The organism is Nocardia sp. BMG111209, from assembly GCF_000381925.1.
Classification (GTDB): Bacteria; Actinomycetota; Actinomycetes; order Mycobacteriales; family Mycobacteriaceae; genus Nocardia.
Genome location: NZ_KB907309.1, coordinates 26976 through 45767, shown reverse-complemented (window position 1 = coordinate 45767; position 18792 = coordinate 26976). Strand labels below are relative to the sequence as shown.

Here is an 18792-nt window from a genome sequence, read left to right as displayed (position 1 = left end):
GAATTGCGTCCCTACCGATGGGCCCCGGACACGGCGCAGACCGCGGCGCTGCGGGCGGCGGGACTGACGCTGACCACTGTCGAGGCCGCGGGCAACTGCATATTCGAATCGTTCGCCATCGCTTCGGGAAGTACCAAGCACCACTTGACGATTCGAGACGAGGCACTGGATTACCTCGCGGCGAATCGCACAGTGTTCCTCGGGCTCTATCATCCGCGCGGCGTCGCCGACCAGGATCGCGCGAAGACGTTCGACCACGAGTTGGCGCAGCTGCGCACCGCCGGTGTGTACAACAATGATGTGGCGGATCTGCTGCCGCGGGCGATCGCGGAATCGCAGGGCAAGACGATCGCGGTCGTCGACGAGCGGTGGGCGACCCCGGCCGGCGATATCGCCGCTGCGGACGCGGTATTGGTGCGGATCGACTACGGCGGCGGGCACTATCACGCAGCGGTCCGGCCCACCGCCGCGGCGACCACCGCGCAACAGACACCGGTCGCCCAACGGTCCGCTCCCGCGGACTGGGAACCGATAGGTACTCCCGCGGATCCGCTGTTCGCCACGCTGGCGCGGATGTTCGACGTCGATTCCCCGCAGGGGCTGCGGCGGCTGCTCGCCGCGGAATTGCAGCGGAATTCGAGCCACTACCGGAAGGCGCTGGTTTCCGAGCGTTCGGCCGCGCAGTGGGCGGCCGAACGCCTGCGGCGGCAGGATCATGTGGCGCGCGCCGCCACCGATCCGACCTGGGCAGCAGCCCGTGCCGATCTGGAGGGACAACTTCAGGACACGTTCAACCGGAATTTCCGGGAACAGACCGATGCCCGGCTGGAGCGCGCGCGCCTGCACTTGCTGGATCCGTTGCACGATTTCGAGCAGCATCCGGTGCACGACGGCGACCTCACGCATCGTGAGTTGCTGGTGCTGGCGTCCCGCGCGTTCGGCGCCAACATCGTGCTGGAGCATTCCGCGGGACCGCCGACCCACGTCACCGAACACGAATGGCGTGGCACCGTCCATCTGCGCCGGACCGCGGAGGGGCAGTACGAGATCGGGGTGAAGGCGGACGGTTCGCTGTTCTCCGCGGTCCGCCCGATCGTGCCGGCCGCGACAACGGTGCCGGGAGCGATTCCGCGCGAACGGATTCCGGCTCCCTTCGATCAGGTGCTGGCCTCACCGCGGATTCCGCTGCTCGACGGCGCCGTGCTCCAGGCGCGCCACGCCGGTGAGAACCGCCCGATGCGAGTGCTCACCGAGCTGAAACTCGGCCTGTCGAAGCGGCAATGGGCGACCCGCACGGCGAAGCTGAAACCGCTGGAGTTCCGGGGCAAGCCACCGACCCATTACCTGACGCCGGCGGAGCGCGAGCAGTACCGCATCTTCGTGGGCCCCGACGGCCGCATGTACCAGGCGCGCGACGGCGCCCCGTTCGCCACCGCCGGTGCGAGATTCGTGATGGACGAATTCGGCAACCTGTATGCCGCTGACACCACGGTGGTGCAATTCCACTCGTCGTTCCTCGGTGGCCGGACTGTGACGGCCGCCGGATATCTGGTCGTGGACGACGGCTTGCTGCGCGTGATGACCGACCACAGCAGCCAGTACGCGCCGCATCACAAGATCAACGATTACGCGCTGGACCTGCTGCGCCGGCGCGGCCTGCGCCTGGCGTCGAATTTCGAACGCCGAGGATCCGATCCGGCCGACCGGAGCGGTCTCACCGGTCCGGTGCGCGAGCGCGCCGGCGAGCGCGCCCGGCAGACGGCCGAGGTGGCTCGCCTGCGCCGAATCATCGCCGCGCACGACGTGGTGCTCAGCCGACGCGAGCGGGCCGCCGGCACGTCCGCGTTGCGACAGCAACTCGCCACGGAGCGGCAGGGGCTCACCGACCGGCAGCGCGATGTCGACGCCTGGGCCGAGCTGCTGCAACAGGGGCGGTTGCGGAACTCGGCCACCCTGGACCTGTTCGCGCATCCCGAGCCCGCCTTCAAGCAGGATCGCATCGTGCCGCCGGAGTTTCCGGCGGCGGATCGCAAGCTGACGGATGCGAGTGCCCGGACCGCGGAGCTGGCGAAGTGGTGGCGCGATCACGGCCGGACATGGTGGGAGCAGCTGCAATTCACCGATCTGGCGTCGGAGTATCAGCGCCGCTTGACCAGCGATTACCCGGAATTGCGCAACGGCGACGGGATCCCGGCGGCGGTGCGCAACACCCTCAATCGCGCCTACATCGACGCCGAGTTGCGCAGGCTGAGTGACATCGGGATGCCGTCGCGGGCACAGACGCTGCGGAAGCAGAACCTGGAGACCGTGCTCGGCGTCATCTACGACGCCGAACTCGAATCGTGGCTCAACCACACCCGCACCGGTACGCAGCCGTCGGTCCAGGTGCTGAAACTCGCACCGGACAGCCACAATTCACGGGGTGCGCTGGTGCTGGGCATCGGCGATATCGATCGCGCCGACTCGGTCGTGTGGCGCGCTGCCCCCAGCGATACCGTCATGACCGCGATGTCGGGGGAATTGGCCGCCACCCTCGAACATTACGTCGGCGCCAAGCGGGCGAATCCCGCTGCCGAGACCGCTGCCGTGGTGTGGTTGGACCATGGGATCTCGCAGGGATCCGCCTCTGGCGAAACATCGTGGGCTGCGCGTTCCCGCCGGTTGAGCAACGCGATCACGGCCTTCCGCGCAGCGCGCCGGGCCGATTCGGCGACCGTGCCCGTCATCGAGCTGTTCGACGCCGGCCTGAGCCGGGACACGATAGCGAACCCGATCTCCGGACAGGTCTTCGACGGCATCGGCAAGCCGGTCGGTACCCACTTCCCGGCGACGCCCGCGGTGCCGACGGGCCCGGCCACGATCCCGGCGGTCCCCGGCACGACGCCATCGGAGCACGACGAGGAGGATCCCTTCGAGGTCGTCTTCGCGACCGCTCAGCTGCGAAACTGGTTCGCCCGCAACGTATTCAGCGATGTATTCGATCGCGCGGTGCGGGGCCGCGCGGTCCGGGACGGGACGATCGCCGATCCGGAGTTCGCGGATCTCGCCGAGCTGTCGGAGGATGCGCGAAATCCGTTGGCGGCGAAGGGATTGTTCGTCGATGATCCGGACGCCGGTATCCACTGGGACGACAACGAGATCGGGGCCTTCTTCGATCGGATGGGCGCCGAGGCCGGAACCACGACACCGCAGCAGGCCACCACCCGTGCGCCGGCGGCGGTGATACCGGCTGCGCCGCAGGACGAAACGCTGCGGCAGCTGCCCCGAGTCGCCGTGGTGCCCGCCGGCTGGACGGTGCCTGGCGATCGGCTGCTGGTGCCGGACGTGACCGGCACCACGCGCCGATTCCACGTCGGCAGCCGCTGGCGCACGATCGCCGCCGCGCCGACCACCGATACCGCCACCGGGCGTACTTATGTCGGATTGGTTCCCCTGCGCCAGCAAACCGACGACAACCCGATCATGGTGGACGAGCTCGCCGTGGCGAAGGCGTTCACGAAACCGCAGAATTGGACCGCGGCGGATCATCTGGTCGCCACCTCGGGCCTCTATCTGGACAACAACGGCTCGATCATCTCGGCGGCGGTCGGCACCGAAATCCTGACCCAGCCGGTGGAACTTCCCGACGGCACGTTCGATAAATCCACGGTCATGCTCCGCACTCTCGACAGCGACGAATGGCAGCAGGTGCCGCGGCAGGTCCTCGGGTCCACGATGCCGGGCTTCCAGCATGTCGCCGGCCCGCTCTGGCGATCGAGCGGACCGAGCGAGAGTGACGTCCAGCAGGGCGCCGTCGGTGATTGCTACCTCATCGCCAATATGCTCCAATTGGCGCGCCGACCCGAATTGCTCGCCGATATGATGCGCGATCTCGGTGATTCGGTGGCCGTGCGTTTCTACAAAGCGGATCGCACCGAGCAGTGGGTCCGGGTTTCCAGGCATGTGTATTCGAGGGCGAACCACACCGCACGCCATGCGTCGATCCGCGACGGGGTGATGTGGCCGGCGATCCTGGAAAAGGCGTATGCGGTGTTCGCCGGCGGGAACCGAGGGTACCAAGGCATCGACGGCGGCAAGGCGAACGAGGCAGCCTCGGCAGTGATGCCGGATCTGCTTCCGGGGACGGCCGGACCGAGTCCGGCGCGGACGGTTCCCGATTGGTATTTCCTGCACCCGATGCGGATGAACACGGATACCCTGGCGCAGTTGACCGGCGGTGACGAGGAATTCGCCGAATTGATCGAATCGTTGCAGGAGGACTGGATACAGGCACTACACACTTTTTCCGCCCGGAAGCACAGCGCGGCGACGAATACGTCCGACTCCTTGCTGATGATCTCGCTGTTTCAACAGCACAACCAGGACTGGAAAGAGGCGTCCCGGGAATACCTGCGGCGGATCGAGAAGGAGAATCCGGCGATTGTCACCGGCTTCCGGAGCTTCCTGCAATGGCACTTGACCGCCGCCCAGCAGGCCCGCTGGTCCGCGCAGATCGATAAGCTCGTCGACGCCGCCGGCGTCGACGAATCGTGGCGCACCCGGACCCCGGACCCGGCCGCGGCCCGTGCCGTCGCCGAGCGCATCGAATATGCCCTGGCCCGTGGGGATCTGGTCACGATCAGTACCCGTCACTGGGGGACCACGGCGGAGGACACACAGGAATTCCCGGGCCTGGTCGGGGGACACGTATACGCGGTGGTGGGCGTCACCCGCGACGGCACCGGTGAGCCGGTGCGGCTGGACTTGCAGAACCCCTGGCAGAGCAACCGTTCCGGCCGAAGCGCACCGACCGGGTTGATTCCCGGGGTCGTGCACCAGGCCGGTGGGCTGCTGACCATCGAATTCGAACATCTCACGAAGTTCTTGCAATTGTCGATCGCCGGTTCCGGTGCCAAGGGGCTGTTCGGTATCGGGCCGGTCGCGCCGTCTCTCAGGCGAGGTGGCACGGCAGCCGGCACGATGACGGGCAGCCGGGCCGACGCGTCCGGCCCGCAGGCACCGATCATCGAGCAGTCCCGGCCCGCCGACATGGCGGCCGCCTTCCGCGCGGCGCTGGTGGCCGACGATGCGACAGCCGTGCGGGCCGTCCGGACGTTCGACACCGCACCGTCGGACGCGACCCCGATGATCCTCGCGGCCGCGCCGCGCAGCGAGGTCGCACCGCAGCTCGCCGCCGCGGCGCGGTCCGAAGCCGTGCCGACGCCGGCCCCCGTTGTGAGCACCCGGTTGCGACGATGGTTCGAGCGCAACCTGTTCAACGATGCATTCGATCGCGCGGTGCGGGGCCGGGCGGTGCGGGACGGTACCGTCCTCGATCCGGAACTCGATGATCTCGCGGGTCTGTCGGAGGATGCCCGGAATCCGGCGGCGGGCGGGGGATTGCTGATCGACAATCCGGAATCCGGGGTGCACTGGGACGACAACGAGATCGGCGCCCTCTTCGATCGGGCGGACGCCGAGGCCGGGCGTACCGCCCCGAGCCGCTCGGCGGGGACCCCCGCCACCGACGCGCCCGCCCCGGCGATACCCGCTGCGCCACAAACGGATTCGTTGCGGCAGCTGCCGCGTTTCACCGCCGTGCCCATCGAGGCGACGGTGCCGACCGACCGGCTGGTGGTCCCGGACATGGCCGGTGTCGCACGCCGATTCGGCGTCGGCAGCCGCTGGCGGCGGGTCGCCGGTGCGCCGGTCACCGATTCCCGTACGGGCAACAGCTACGTCGGATTGGTTCCGTGGCAACAACAGTCGGACGCCGACCCGATCTGGCTGGGCGAGGGCCTGGTCGCGCAGGCGTTCACGAAGTCACGGTTCTGGTCCGGGGCGGATCATCTGATGGCCACCTCCGGCATCTGGTTCGACGACGACGGGCCGCAGGCGTTGCCGGCCGACTCGAGCGTCCTGGTCCAGCCGGTGGAACTCGCCGACGGCACACTCGACCCCGGTCTGATCCGGATCCGCGAGCCCGCGGGCGGCCAGTGGCGGGTGCTGCCGCGGCGGATCTTCGGAAATACCATGCCGTCGTTGCGAATGTTCGATGCGCCGCTCTGGCAGACCGGCGGGCCGACCGGAGCCGACGTCCAGCAGGGTGAGCTGGGCGATTGTTATCTCATCGCCAATATGCTCGAACTGGCGCGCCGTCCCGAACTGATCACCGCGATGATGCGCGACCTGGGCGATTCGGTAGCCGTGCGCTTCTACGACGACGATCGCAACGAGCACTGGATCCAGGTATCCAAGCATCTGTACACGCATCACCACGGCACCGCGCGCAACGCCGCGGTCCGCAACGGTGTGCTGTGGCCGGCCATGCTGGAGAAGGCATACGCGGTGTTCGCCGGCGGGGACCGGGGCTACCTCGGCATCGAGGGTGGCCGGACGGATCGGGCGGCCGCGGCGATCATGCCGGATCTACTGCCGGGCGCCGCGGGCCCGCGCCCGACGCGCACGGCGGACGATTCCTACTTCCTGCATCCGATGCGGATGGACGCCGACACGCTGCGGCAGTTGACCGGCGGCGACCCGGAATTCGCCACGCTGATCGCCTCGCTCCAGGACGAGTGGTCGCAGGCGCTGGAGGACCATCTGGTCCGGGAGCGCGATCCCGGCGCGTACCCGCAGTACAACCAGCTGATGCTGAACCTGCTGCGGCAGCACAAGGACGACCTGGAGGGGGCACTCGCCGGATATCTGCGGCAGATCAGAGACGCCAACCCGGCTCTGCGCACCGGGTTCCAGCGCTTCCTGCAAGGTCGTCTGACCGCGGACCAGCACGGCGAATGGGCCACCGAGATCGCCCGGCTGATCGAGCAGGTCAGCCTGGACGAATCGTGGCGCACCCGGACGCCGGACCCGGCCGTGGCGCGGGTCGCCGCCGAACGCATCAAATACGCCTTGGACCGTGGCGATCTGGTCACCCTGGGCACCCGCCAGTGGGGAGAAGCCGCCGAGGACACGACGGAATTTCCGGGCCTGGTCGGTGGCCACGGCTATGCGGTGCTCGGCGTCGGACGCGACGCCGCGGGTGAGCCCGCGGCGCTGGCGTTGCAAAACCCTTGGCGCCGGCACACTCTGAGTGGAAAGCCACTCGGCACGGTGATGCCCGGCATCCGCCACGACCCGGGCGGCGTGCTGATGATGGGGCTCGAGCACCTCAACAAGTTCCTCGGGGTGACGGTCAGTGGCAGTGGAGCGCGCGGACTGTTCGGCATCGACCCCATCGCGCGCGATACGCTGGACCGCGCTGTGCGCAGCGCTGCGGTCGCATCCGACGAGGTGCCGGAGGACACCGCGGGCATGTCGGAGGATGCGCGGAATCCGTCGGCCCCCGCTGTCGAGATCACGAAGTCGGTGTCGTCGTCGGTGGCGAAGGCGTGGGCGACGCGTGGGGTGCGCTGGCAGGCGGTGCTGAACAGCTGGCGGATGCGCAAGGATGCCGATTCGATCCAGGGTGTCGATTCCTGGGGTCTGCCGGTGCGGTTCCAGTTGCGGGATGTGGTCAGTTATCCGTTGCTGAACAAGGACGACACGATCATCGGCGTCACCTTCGCGCACAAGACCGATGAGGTGTTGGTGTCGCAGCGGTGGGCGGCGGCCGACAGCGGGCACGATCGGGTGTACAAGACGCGGTTCGATGCGGCGTCCGGGACGTATGTCCGGGCCGACAATATCGCGGCCCCGTGGTATCGGGACTACCTGAACGGCAAGGATGGTCCGGTATTCCTCGACACTCATGCGGGGCCGGATGGGTTCCAGGTGCGGTTGGCCGCGGGTCTGACCGTGATGGTGGACGGGCGTAACTACGCGAAGATCGTGCAGCACAGCAACGCGGTTCGTGAGGCGTTGCAGTCGAATTCGTTCAGGTCGTTCGTGCTGGTGTCGTGTAAGCCTGGGAAGGGTTCTGCTGCCAACGATTTCATGGCGGCGATGCGGAGCGCGTTCTCGGATAACACGATGTACGCGTCCGCGGGCACGGTGCGGCTCGGTGTCCAGGCGTCCGGGCCGGGTCGGACGGAGGCGACGCTCTCGGCGTTGAAGAACAAGGGCTGGACGACGTATCTGCTCGGCGAGGAGCTGGACAATCCGCGGACGCGGTATCCGGAGGCCGAGAAGAAGACGGTGGTACAACGGATCCTGGGCCCACTCGCCGGGAAGACCACGGCCGCTGCCGATATCACTACGGCGGGACAGAGGTCGGCAGGGACAACTCACCGGACGACGGCAGCGCCGACCACCCCGGTCGAGACCACGGGCACTGCGGCCGAGACCAGGGCCGCCACGGCCGGGACGGTGACCCCCGCTGCCGAGTCGTCGACGACCAAGTCGGTGTCGTCATCGATGTCGAAGGCATGGGCGACCAAGGGCGCCCGCTGGCAGGCCGTGTTGAACACCTGGCGGATGCGCAAGGACGCCGGCACCGTCCGAGGCACCGACACCTGGGGTCTGCCGGTGCGGTTCCGCGTGCAGGATGTGGTCAGCTATCCACTGGTCGACAAGAGCGACCGGATCACCGGCGTCACGTTCACCCACAAGATCGACGATGTCCGCCTCATGCAGCGGTGGGCCGCCGCCGATGTCGGGCACGACCGCGTGTACCGGACCAGGCTCGACGAGTCCACCGGCAAGTACGTCCGTGGCGACGACGTGGCGGCGCCGTGGGGCATCGACTATGTCAACGGGGACGGTCCGGTATTCGTCGACACGCACGCCGAACCGGACAGCTTCCAGGTGCGATTGAATTCCGGCATCACCGTCACGGTCGGCGGGCGCGACTACGCGAAGATCGTGCAGAACAGCAACGCGGTACGCGAGGCGTTGCAGTCGAATCCGTACAAGTCCTTCGTGCTCCTGTCCTGCAAGCCCGGAAAAGGCACGGCTGCCGACGATTTCGTGGCGGCGATGCGCGGCGCCTTCTCGGGCAACGCGGTGCACGCCTCGGCCGCCACGGTGACGACCGGCGTCCGGGGCATCGGGTTCGGCCGGACCGAGGCGATGATCACCGCGGACCGGAACAAGGGCTGGACATCCCATATGTTCGGCACCAAACGGGACGTTCCGCACACACGATATGACGAAGAAGCGAAAACCACTGTGCCACAGCAGGTTTTGGCGGACAGGTCCACCGTCGCGGCCACCGCGATGGCGGCCCGGAAGACGGTCTCGTCGGCATTCTCGAAGGAGGGCGCGCGCTGGCGGTCGTTCCTGGACGCATGGCGACTGCGCAACGATCCCGAAGCCATCGAGGCCACCGACGATGTCTGGGGATTCCCGCTGCGATTCCGGCCCGAGGACATCGTCAGCAGATCCATGGTGAACAAGGACGGCAAGTTCCTCGGCGTCTCCTTCATGCACAAGCAACGCTCGATCCGGCTCATGCGGCGGTGGGCCGAAGCCGACAGCGGACACGACACGGTGTTCCGTACCTACCTCGACGAGAAGGGAAACTGGGCCAAGGGCGAGCAGGTGGCCGCGCCGTGGCACGGCGACTACGCCAACGGTGGCGACGGCCCGATCTTCCTCGATGCGCACGCCTATCCGAACACCTTCTCGCTACGGCTGAAGTCGGGCATCGACATCTCGCTCGACGGGCGGAACTACGCGAAACTCGTGCGGCAGACCGGGGCGGTACGCGACGCGCTGCGGTCGAATCCGTTCAAGTCCTTCGTCCTGCTGTCCTGTGCGCCAGGCAAAGGTACTGCCGCCGAGGATTTCGCGGCGGTGATCCGAGAAGCGTTCTCGGACAACACGGTCCATGCTTCGGCCGCCACCGTGGTCGCCGGTGTGCAGGAACGCAACGGCCGGGTCATCGCGACGATTCGCGCGGAGCGGAACAAGGGCTGGCTGTCCTTCCTGCCCGACCGCGTCCTGAACAATCCGTCGACGCGATATCCGGGCGGCCTCACCGGGCGGCCCGCGCAGCAGGGCGCGGAAACCACCGCGCCGGCCGTGACCGCCGCTACCTCGGAAGCGAAGAACGCCAACGCCTCTCGCGATATCCCCGCGAGCGCGCCGATTTCGCATGGTCTTTCGAGTGTGGTGTCGTCGAAGTTGGGTTGGCGGACGTATTTGAATTCGTGGCGGGTTCGTCACGCGAGTGATGTGTTGCAGGGTAAGAATTTCTTGGATGTGTCGGTGAATTTCCGGGTGCAGGATGTGGTGTCGCATCGGTTGGTGGGGTCGGCGGGTAATCCGATCGGTGTGACGTTTGTTCACAAGGCGAACGAAGTGGAGTCGGTTCAGCGGTGGGGTCGTGCGGAGTTGGGTAATGACAAGGTGGTTCGGACGCCGGCGCGTAATAGTGCGTGGTGGGCGCGTGGGTGGTTGGCGAAGGGGTGGTGGGCGAAGAAGGCGGAGGGTGTGCCGTCGGGGGATGCGATAGTCGATGCGCCGTGGGCGAGCGAGTATTCGGATTCGAAGGGGCCGTTGTTCGTCCAGGCGCATGCGGGTCCGGACACTTTCGAGATCCGGTTGAAGACGGGGACGTCGTTGGAGGTGTCGGGGGAGACGTTCGCTCGGATTGTGGAGCAGTCTCAGTTTTTTCAGGATGCGGTGAACGACGAAGAGGTGGAGCTGAATCGTCTGTCGCGGTCGCTGGTGTTGGTTTCGTGTAAGCCGGCGGCGGGTAGTGCTGCGAAGGATTTCACGACGACGATGGCGGGGTCGTTCCCGTATATGCGGGTGCATGCGTCGAGGGCGACGGTCATGACGAATGTGTCGTGGAATGATGCGCGTCCGGGTGTGGAGACTCGGTTGATTCGTGCGAAGAACAATGCGGGGTGGGAGACGTTCACGCCGAATGGGAATTCGTTCCCGGTGAAGAGGACTCGGTACGAGCCGACGACGCCGGCCACCACGAACGCACCGGCCACCCCCTCGGTCGGCCCTGCCGCTTCGGCGAACGCGACGGTGACCGCCGCACAGACGGTGAGTGCCGATACGGTGACGGCGGCGAACGGTACGAGCGTTCTGGGCCAGGGGATCTCGCACGGTGTCGGTAGTGCGGTGTCGTCGAAGTTGGGTTGGCGGACGTATCTGAATTCGTGGCGGGCCCGTAACGCGAGTGATGTGTTGCAGGGCAAGAATTTCCTGGATATGTCGGTGAATTTCCGGGTGCAGGATGTGGTGTCGCATCGGTTGGTGGGGCCGACTGGTAATCCGATCGGTGTGACATTTGCGCACAAGGCGGATGAGGTGGCGGCGTTCCAGCGGTGGGGTCGTGCGGCGGGGTTGCAAGACAAGGTTTTCCGGACGCCGCCGCGCAACAGTGCGTGGTGGACACGAGGGTGGTTGGCGAAGGGGTGGTGGGCGAAAACGGACAACTCGGCACTCGGGCCCGCGATTGTCGATGCGCCGTGGGCAGCTGAGTATTCGGATTCGAAGGGGCCGTTGTTCGTTCAGGCGCATGCGGGTCCGGACACTTTCGAGATCCGGTTGAAGACGGGGACGTCGTTGGAGGTTTCGGGGGAGACGTTCGCGCGGATTGTGGAGCAGTCGCAGTTTTTTCGTGATGCGGTGAACGATGAGGAGGTGGAGCTGAATCGTTTGTCGCGGTCGTTGGTGTTGGTTTCGTGTAAGCCGGCGGCGGGTAGCGCTGCGAGGAATTTCACGACGACGATGGCGGGGTCGTTCCCGTATATGCGGGTGCATGCGTCGAGGGCGACGGTCATGACCAATACGGCCACCTACGATACGAAGCCGGGTGTGGACCACCGGGTGATCGGCGCGAAGAACAATGCGGGGTGGGAGACGTTCACGCCGAACGGGAAGTCGTTCCCGGCCGAGGGCACCCGGTACGAGCCGACGACACCGGCCACCACGAACGCGTCGGCCGGCCCTACCGCTTCGGCGAACGCGACGGTGACCGCCGTGCAGACGGTGAGTGCCGATACGGTGGCAGTGGCGAACGGTACAAGCGTTCTGGGCCAGGGGATCTCGCACGGTGTCGGTAGTGCGGTGTCGTCGAAGTTGGGTTGGCGGACGTATCTGAATTCGTGGCGGGCTCGTGGTGCGGCGGATGCGTTGCAGGGTAAGAATTTCCTGGGTGCTTCGGTGAATTTCCGGGTGCAGGATGTGGTGTCGCATCGGTTGGTGGGGTCGGCGGGTAATCCGATCGGTGTGACATTTGCGCACAAAGCGGATGAGGTGGCGGCGTTCCAGCGGTGGGGTCGTGCGGAGGGGTGGCAAGACAAGGTGGTTCGGACGCCGGCGCGTAATAGTGCGTGGTGGGCGCAGGGGTGGTTGGCGAAGGGGTGGTGGGCGAAGAAGGCGGAGGGTGTGCCGTCGGGGGATGCGATAGTCGATGCGCCGTGGGCGGGTGATTATTCGGGTGCGAAGGGGCCGTTGTTCGTTCAGGCGCATGCGGGTCCGGACACCTTCGAGATCCGGTTGAAGACGGGGACGTCGTTGGAGGTTTCGGGGGAGACGTTCGCGCGGATTGTGGAGCAGTCGCAGTATTTTCAGGATGCGGTGAACGACGAGGAGCACGAGCTCAATCGTTTGTCGCGGTCGTTGGTGCTGGTGTCGTGTAAGCCTGCGGCGGGTAGTGCCGCGAGGAATTTCACGACGACGATGGCGGGGTCGTTCCCGTATATGCGGGTGCACGCGTCGAGGGCGACTGTTACCACGAATTTGTTGACCAACAGTGCGCGGCCGGGTGTGGACCATCGGGTCATCGGTGCGAAGAACAATGCGGGGTGGGAGACGTTCACGCCGAACGGGAAGTCGTTCCCGGCCAAGGGGACTCGGTACGAGCAGCCGGCGGCGACCCAGCCGGCCGCGGCCGCGGAGAACCCCACGCCACCGGTGAACACGACAGCTCCGGCGAGCGTCCGGGCCGTCGCGGATCCGACGGTGGCCGCGACCAGCACGACGGTGAGTGCCGGTACGGTCACGGCGACGAACGGAACGAGCGTTGTGGGTCCGTCGATTTCGCATGGTCTTTCGAGTGTGGTGTCGTCGAAGTTGGGTTGGCGGACGTATTTGAATTCGTGGCGGGTTCGTCACGCGAGTGATGTGTTGCAGGGTAAGAATTTCTTGGATGTGTCGGTGAATTTCCGGGTGCAGGATGTGGTGTCGCATCGGTTGGTGGGGTCGGCGGGTAATCCGATCGGTGTGACGTTTGTTCACAAGGCGAACGAAGTGGAGTCGGTTCAGCGGTGGGGTCGTGCGGAGTTGGGTAATGACAAGGTGGTTCGGACGCCGGCGCGTAATAGTGCGTGGTGGGCGCGTGGGTGGTTGGCGAAGGGGTGGTGGGCGAAGAAGGCGGAGGGTGTGCCGTCGGGGGATGCGATAGTCGATGCGCCGTGGGCGAGCGAGTATTCGGATTCGAAGGGGCCGTTGTTCGTCCAGGCGCATGCGGGTCCGGACACTTTCGAGATCCGGTTGAAGACGGGGACGTCGTTGGAGGTGTCGGGGGAGACGTTCGCTCGGATTGTGGAGCAGTCTCAGTTTTTTCAGGATGCGGTGAACGACGAAGAGGTGGAGCTGAATCGTCTGTCGCGGTCGCTGGTGTTGGTTTCGTGTAAGCCGGCGGCGGGTAGTGCTGCGAAGGATTTCACGACGACGATGGCGGGGTCGTTCCCGTATATGCGGGTGCATGCGTCGAGGGCGACGGTCATGACGAATGTGTCGTGGAATGATGCGCGTCCGGGTGTGGAGACTCGGTTGATTCGTGCGAAGAACAATGCGGGGTGGGAGACGTTCACGCCGAACGGGAATTCGTCCCCGGCCAAGGGCACCCGGTACGAGCCGACGGTGACGAGTCGGCCGGCCGTTGCGGCGGCGAACGGTACGAGCCTGCTGGCCCAGGGGATCTCGCACGGTGTGAGTAGTGCGGTGTCGTCGAAGTTGGGTTGGCGGACGTATCTGAATTCGTGGCGGGTTCGTCACGCGAGTGATGTGTTGCAGGGCAAGAATTTCCTGGATTTGCCGGTGAATTTCCGGATGCAGGATGTGGTCTCGCACCAACTGACCGGTGCGGCCGGTAACCCCATCGGCATCACCTTCATGCATCTCCGGGACGAGGTGCAGGACATCGAGAAATGGGCGAAGGCGGATCGGTACCGCGACCGGGTGGTCCGCATGCGACCCGGCCAAGATGTGAACGAAGCGTTCAAAGGCCCGAGGCGGGTCGGCCAGGAGGTGGTGAACGCTCCCTGGGATGTCGACTATCTCGGCGGCGCGAAGGGACCGTTGTTCGTGCACAGTCACGCCGGCCCGAACACCTTCGCGATCCGGCTGAAGACGGGTACGACCGTGGAGGTCGACGGTGAAACCTTCGCGAAGATCGTCGATCAGTCCCAGTATTTCCACAACGCGGTGAACAACGAAGCGGAGTGGGCGCAACTGACCCGCTCGTTCGTCCTGATTTCGTGCCGAGCGGCCGCGGGCACCGCCGCGCGCGATTTCACGACGACGATGGCGCGGTCGTTCCCGCGCCTGCAGGTGCACGCGACAAAGGGCACGGTATCGCACGCCACGGCTTGGCACCCTGACACACCGGACGTCCAGGCGCGGCTCATCGCCGCCCAGAACAACGAGGGATGGGAAACCATCGCCGCGGACGGTACCTCGACAATGAACGAGGGCACCCGATACGAGCCGACCGCGCCGGCCACCACGAACGCCACTCCGGCGCAGGGGACCACGAATTCGACCGTGCCCGCGAGCGCCACGATATCGCAGGGCGCAACCACTCTCGGCCGGTCTGTGTCCCACAGCGCCCGGACGTTGTTCGGTACGGGGTGGAAGAACCCCCTGAATTCGCTGCGGTCGACCGGCTCGGCCGATGTCGCGCGTGCGATGCCGGTGACGGCGCCGACAGCGGAGCCGGGCGACACATCCGGAGACATCGCGGGAACGACTCCCAAGGGCGCCCCGGTGCGCTTCCGGGCCGAGGACGTGGTCAGTCACACGTTGCGGAACAAGGACGGCGCCGTCGTCGGCGTCACCTTCACCCACAAGCGCGACCACATCGAACTCGCGCAGGACTGGGCTGCGGCCGACGGCGGGCACGACCAGGTGATCAGAACGAGTCGTGGTTGGTTCGGCCGTTCCACCGAGAGTGACAAAGGCGTGCCGGCGCCGTGGAGCGCGGACTATCTGGGCGGTAAGGCGGGGCCGCTGTTCCTCGATGCGCACGCGAACGCGAACAGGTTCCAAGTGCAGTTGAAGTCCGGCGCCCCGGTGATCATCGACGGGCGCGATTACGCGAAGATCGTGGCGGCCACGGCCGCAGTGCGCGACGCCCTGCGGTCGGATCCGCAGCGGTCGCTCGTACTGTTGTCCTGCCAGCCCGCAGAAGGCAGCGCGGCACCGGATTTCGCTGCCGCTATCCGAGGAACATTCGCGGGTAGCACCGTGTACGCGTCGTCGGGCGAGGTGCACATAACGCTGCAAACTCGACCCTCGGGACGGACCGAGGCACGGGTCATCGCGCAGAAGAACCGCGGCTGGACATCGTTCTCGTCAGCCGGACGGACGATCGATCCGCGAACGCGCCATCGGGCTTGGCCGAATATGACGTGGTCCCGGCGGATGGTGTCCATCGGTGGGCGGCCCGGCCGCGACACCCCCGCTGCGCCGGTCACTTCCCCGACCGCGCAGACCACGGCGCAACCTACTGTGCAGCAGAATTCCACGACGACGCCCGCGGTCGCATCGAGCCCGCGCAGCGGCAATCCGGCCCGGCCGGCCAGCGCGGTGGATTCGCCGGCCGCCACTGCCGGCGAGGAGGCGGTGGCCGTCCGCACCGGCAGCCGAGGAACCCGGGCCGCATGGCTCGAGCGGCTGGGACGGTTGCTGCCGGGCACATCCCGCGCCGCCGGCACCCTCACCGGCACCCGTGCGGACGGTACATCGATCCGGTTCGCGGCCACCGACGTGTCGAGTAAGCCGATCGTGGACAACGGCGGTCGCACGATCGGCGTGACGTTCACCCAGGGTGTCGATCGGATGGCGATGCAGGTGTGGGCGGGTGCGAAGACAGGACAGGATTCGGTGCTGCGGACCCGGCCCGGCGACAACGATTTGATCATGGCCGCGACGCGCGATCGGAACCGGCTCGATGTGCTGGCGACGGCGCCCTGGGCGGCCGAATTGAACAGCAAGCGAACCGGTTCCGGATATCAGGGCCCGGTCTTCGTCGACGCGCACGCGGTCCCCGATCGCTTCATGGTCTATCTGCGCTCCGGCGAGGAGGTGGAGGTTGACGGTGGCGCTTATGCGGAGATCGTCCAGTCGTCGAAAGCCTTCCGTGCTGCGCTGAACGGGCGTACCGACAAGTCGTTCGTACTGTTGTCCTGCGAGGCCGCTGCGGGGTCGGCGGCCGGGGACTTCTACGGCATGTTGCGGAAAACCTTCCCCGGCAACAAGGTCTATGCCGCCAGGGGGGTGGTCAATGGATTCACCGTACCGACCTCGGGCGCCTTCCTGGGCGTGATGAACAATGCCGGCTGGGTGTCGTACGGCGACGGCAAGAAGCTGATTCTGGCCGGGACACGGTATACACAGCAGGAACTCGACGCCCTCGCGGCCGGGGACAACGCGGCCTCGCCCACCACGCCTCCGGTCGGGTCGAGGCCGGATGCCGGCGACCTCGCGACCTCTGCGCCGCACACCACACCGCAGCAGACCGTCACGACGGCGCCCACGACCGCATCGAAGGTGACGGCCCGGACCAATGGTGTTGCGGCCGCATCGGATTTCTCCCGGCGACCGGTGCCGCCGGCCGTGAGTGCCGAATCACCAGCCGCGGTCACCGAGGCGGTAGCGACGCCCGCTCCGGTGCACGACGAGGTCGTCACCGGGGTCGCCGGCACCCGTGGCCGGAGCTGGCGGGAGAAGTTCCGGCGCATGTTCCCGGCCCTCTTCTCGTACACGCCGGAGCCCGTTCGGGAAGTCGGTGCCGGTGCGTTCCGGGGAACGCTGCTGTCGAGCGGCGCGCCGATCCGGTTCGATGCCGACGATGTGGTGAGTAATCCGTTGCGGGACAAGGACGGCCGGACGATCGGTGTCACCTTCGCCACGGGCGAAGCGCTCGACAACAAGCAGCAGTGGGCCGCGACGCAGGGGGGACAAGGCGGCGTGCTGCGGACCCGGCCCGATGACGACGAACTGCCGGACATCACGTCACTCGAACGGAAACCGGGCGGTGAACTGGTGGAGGCGCCCTGGGAGGCCGAACTCCGAGCGAAGTCCACTGCTCCCGGATACCAGGGACCGGTCTTCGTCGATGCGCACGGGAACCCACAGGCGTTCAAGGTGCAACTGCGCTCCGGCCATATCGTGAGTGTGGACGGCTGGACCTACGCCGCGATCGTCCAGGCGACCGAGTCGTTCCGGGAAGCGCTGAACGGTCGCACCGACAAGTCGTTCGTGCTGTTCTCCTGCCGGTCCGACGCGGGGCCCGCGGCCACGAGGTTCTATCGGGCCATCAGCGCTACGTTCCCCAGCAGCAAGGTCTACGCTACGCGCGGCGTTGTCGCCGGATTTGTCGTGAACGACAAGGCAATCGTGACTGCTAAGCGCAACGCCGGCTGGGTGTCGCTCCACAACGGTGCCCGGACGGTGTACGCCGAAACTCGTTACACCCAGCAGGAACTCGACGACATCGCGGCGGGGAGGGTCCCCGCGCCGCCCCCCGAGTCGAGTTCGGCCGCCGGCCGCCCGCCGCAACTTTCGCCCACCGCCGCGACTCGAACGGTGAACACCACCGGCGCGAGCCGGTCGGTGCCCACCGTCGCGGCGCGCCGGTCCGCGAACGGCACCGCACCGGCGCGGTCGATACCGCCCGGCACGACGCAGCCGGGCCAATCCGCCGCGACGACAAGCTGGGAGCGTCCGGCCGCGGCGACGCAATCGGAGCAGTCGGCCGCGGCGACGCAATCGGAGCAGTCGGCCGCGGCGACGCAGCCCGAGCATTCGGCCCCTGTGCGCCAGGAGCAGACCGCCGGCCGTGGGCGGGGGTGGCGAGCCGCGCTGGCCGATGTAGCCGGCTGGGTCCGAGCCGACCAGTACCACGTCACCGGATTCCGCTTGGACGGCACGCCGATCCGGTTCTCCGCCACCAAGGTACGGAGTCGACCGCTGCTGGACCACGAGGGCCGCACGATCGGCGTCACTTTCGCCAAGGTGGCGGACCGCAGTGCGATCGGCAAGTGGGCCGGGGCGCCGCAGGGACAGGACGCGGTGCTGCGGACCCGCCCTGATGACGATGAGATCGTCTGGGCCGCCGAACGCGATCGGGACCGAGCCGATGCCGAGGCGGAAGCGCCGTGGGCGGCCGAATTCAACGACAAGCGCACCGGTCCCGGCTACCATGGCCCGGTTTTCCTCGACGCGCACGCGGACCGCGATCGCTTTCGGGTGTACCTGCGATCCGACGTCGCGGTGTGGGTCGACGGCGCGACCTACGCCAAGATCGTCTGGTCGTCGAGGTCGTTCCAGAAGGCGTTGAACGGGCGTACCGACAAGTCGTTCGTGCTGGTGTCCTGCTGGGCGGGTGCGGGGTCGGCGGCTCGCCACTTCCACAGGGCGTTGCGCGGAGTCTTCCCCAGCCACAAGGTGTACGCCGGCGCGGGCCGGGTCGGTGGGTTCACCAGGCCGGTTTCGGGCGCCTACCTGGGCGTCCTGAACAATGCCGGATGGGTGTCCTACTACCAGGGCGCGAAGGTGAGTCTGACCGAAACACAGTATACGCAGCAGGAACTCGACGCCATTGCGGCCGAAGAGGCTGCGGCGCAGGGGGTTCCGGTGCCGGGTACGGGCCCGGTCACGCCCGGGGACCTGCCCTCGTGA

1 protein-coding gene (cut by a window edge) is annotated in these 18792 nt (G+C 67.0%); it reads left to right on the top strand.

The genetic code is table 11. The features are described from left to right. Nucleotides 1-18792 carry the 3' end of a C2 family cysteine protease gene (locus G361_RS0131595; protein ID WP_020647650.1) on the top strand. Its footprint begins 22521 nt before the window's first position, so only the last 18792 of its 41313 coding nucleotides appear in the window; the start codon falls outside the window, past its left edge; its stop codon occupies nucleotides 18790-18792.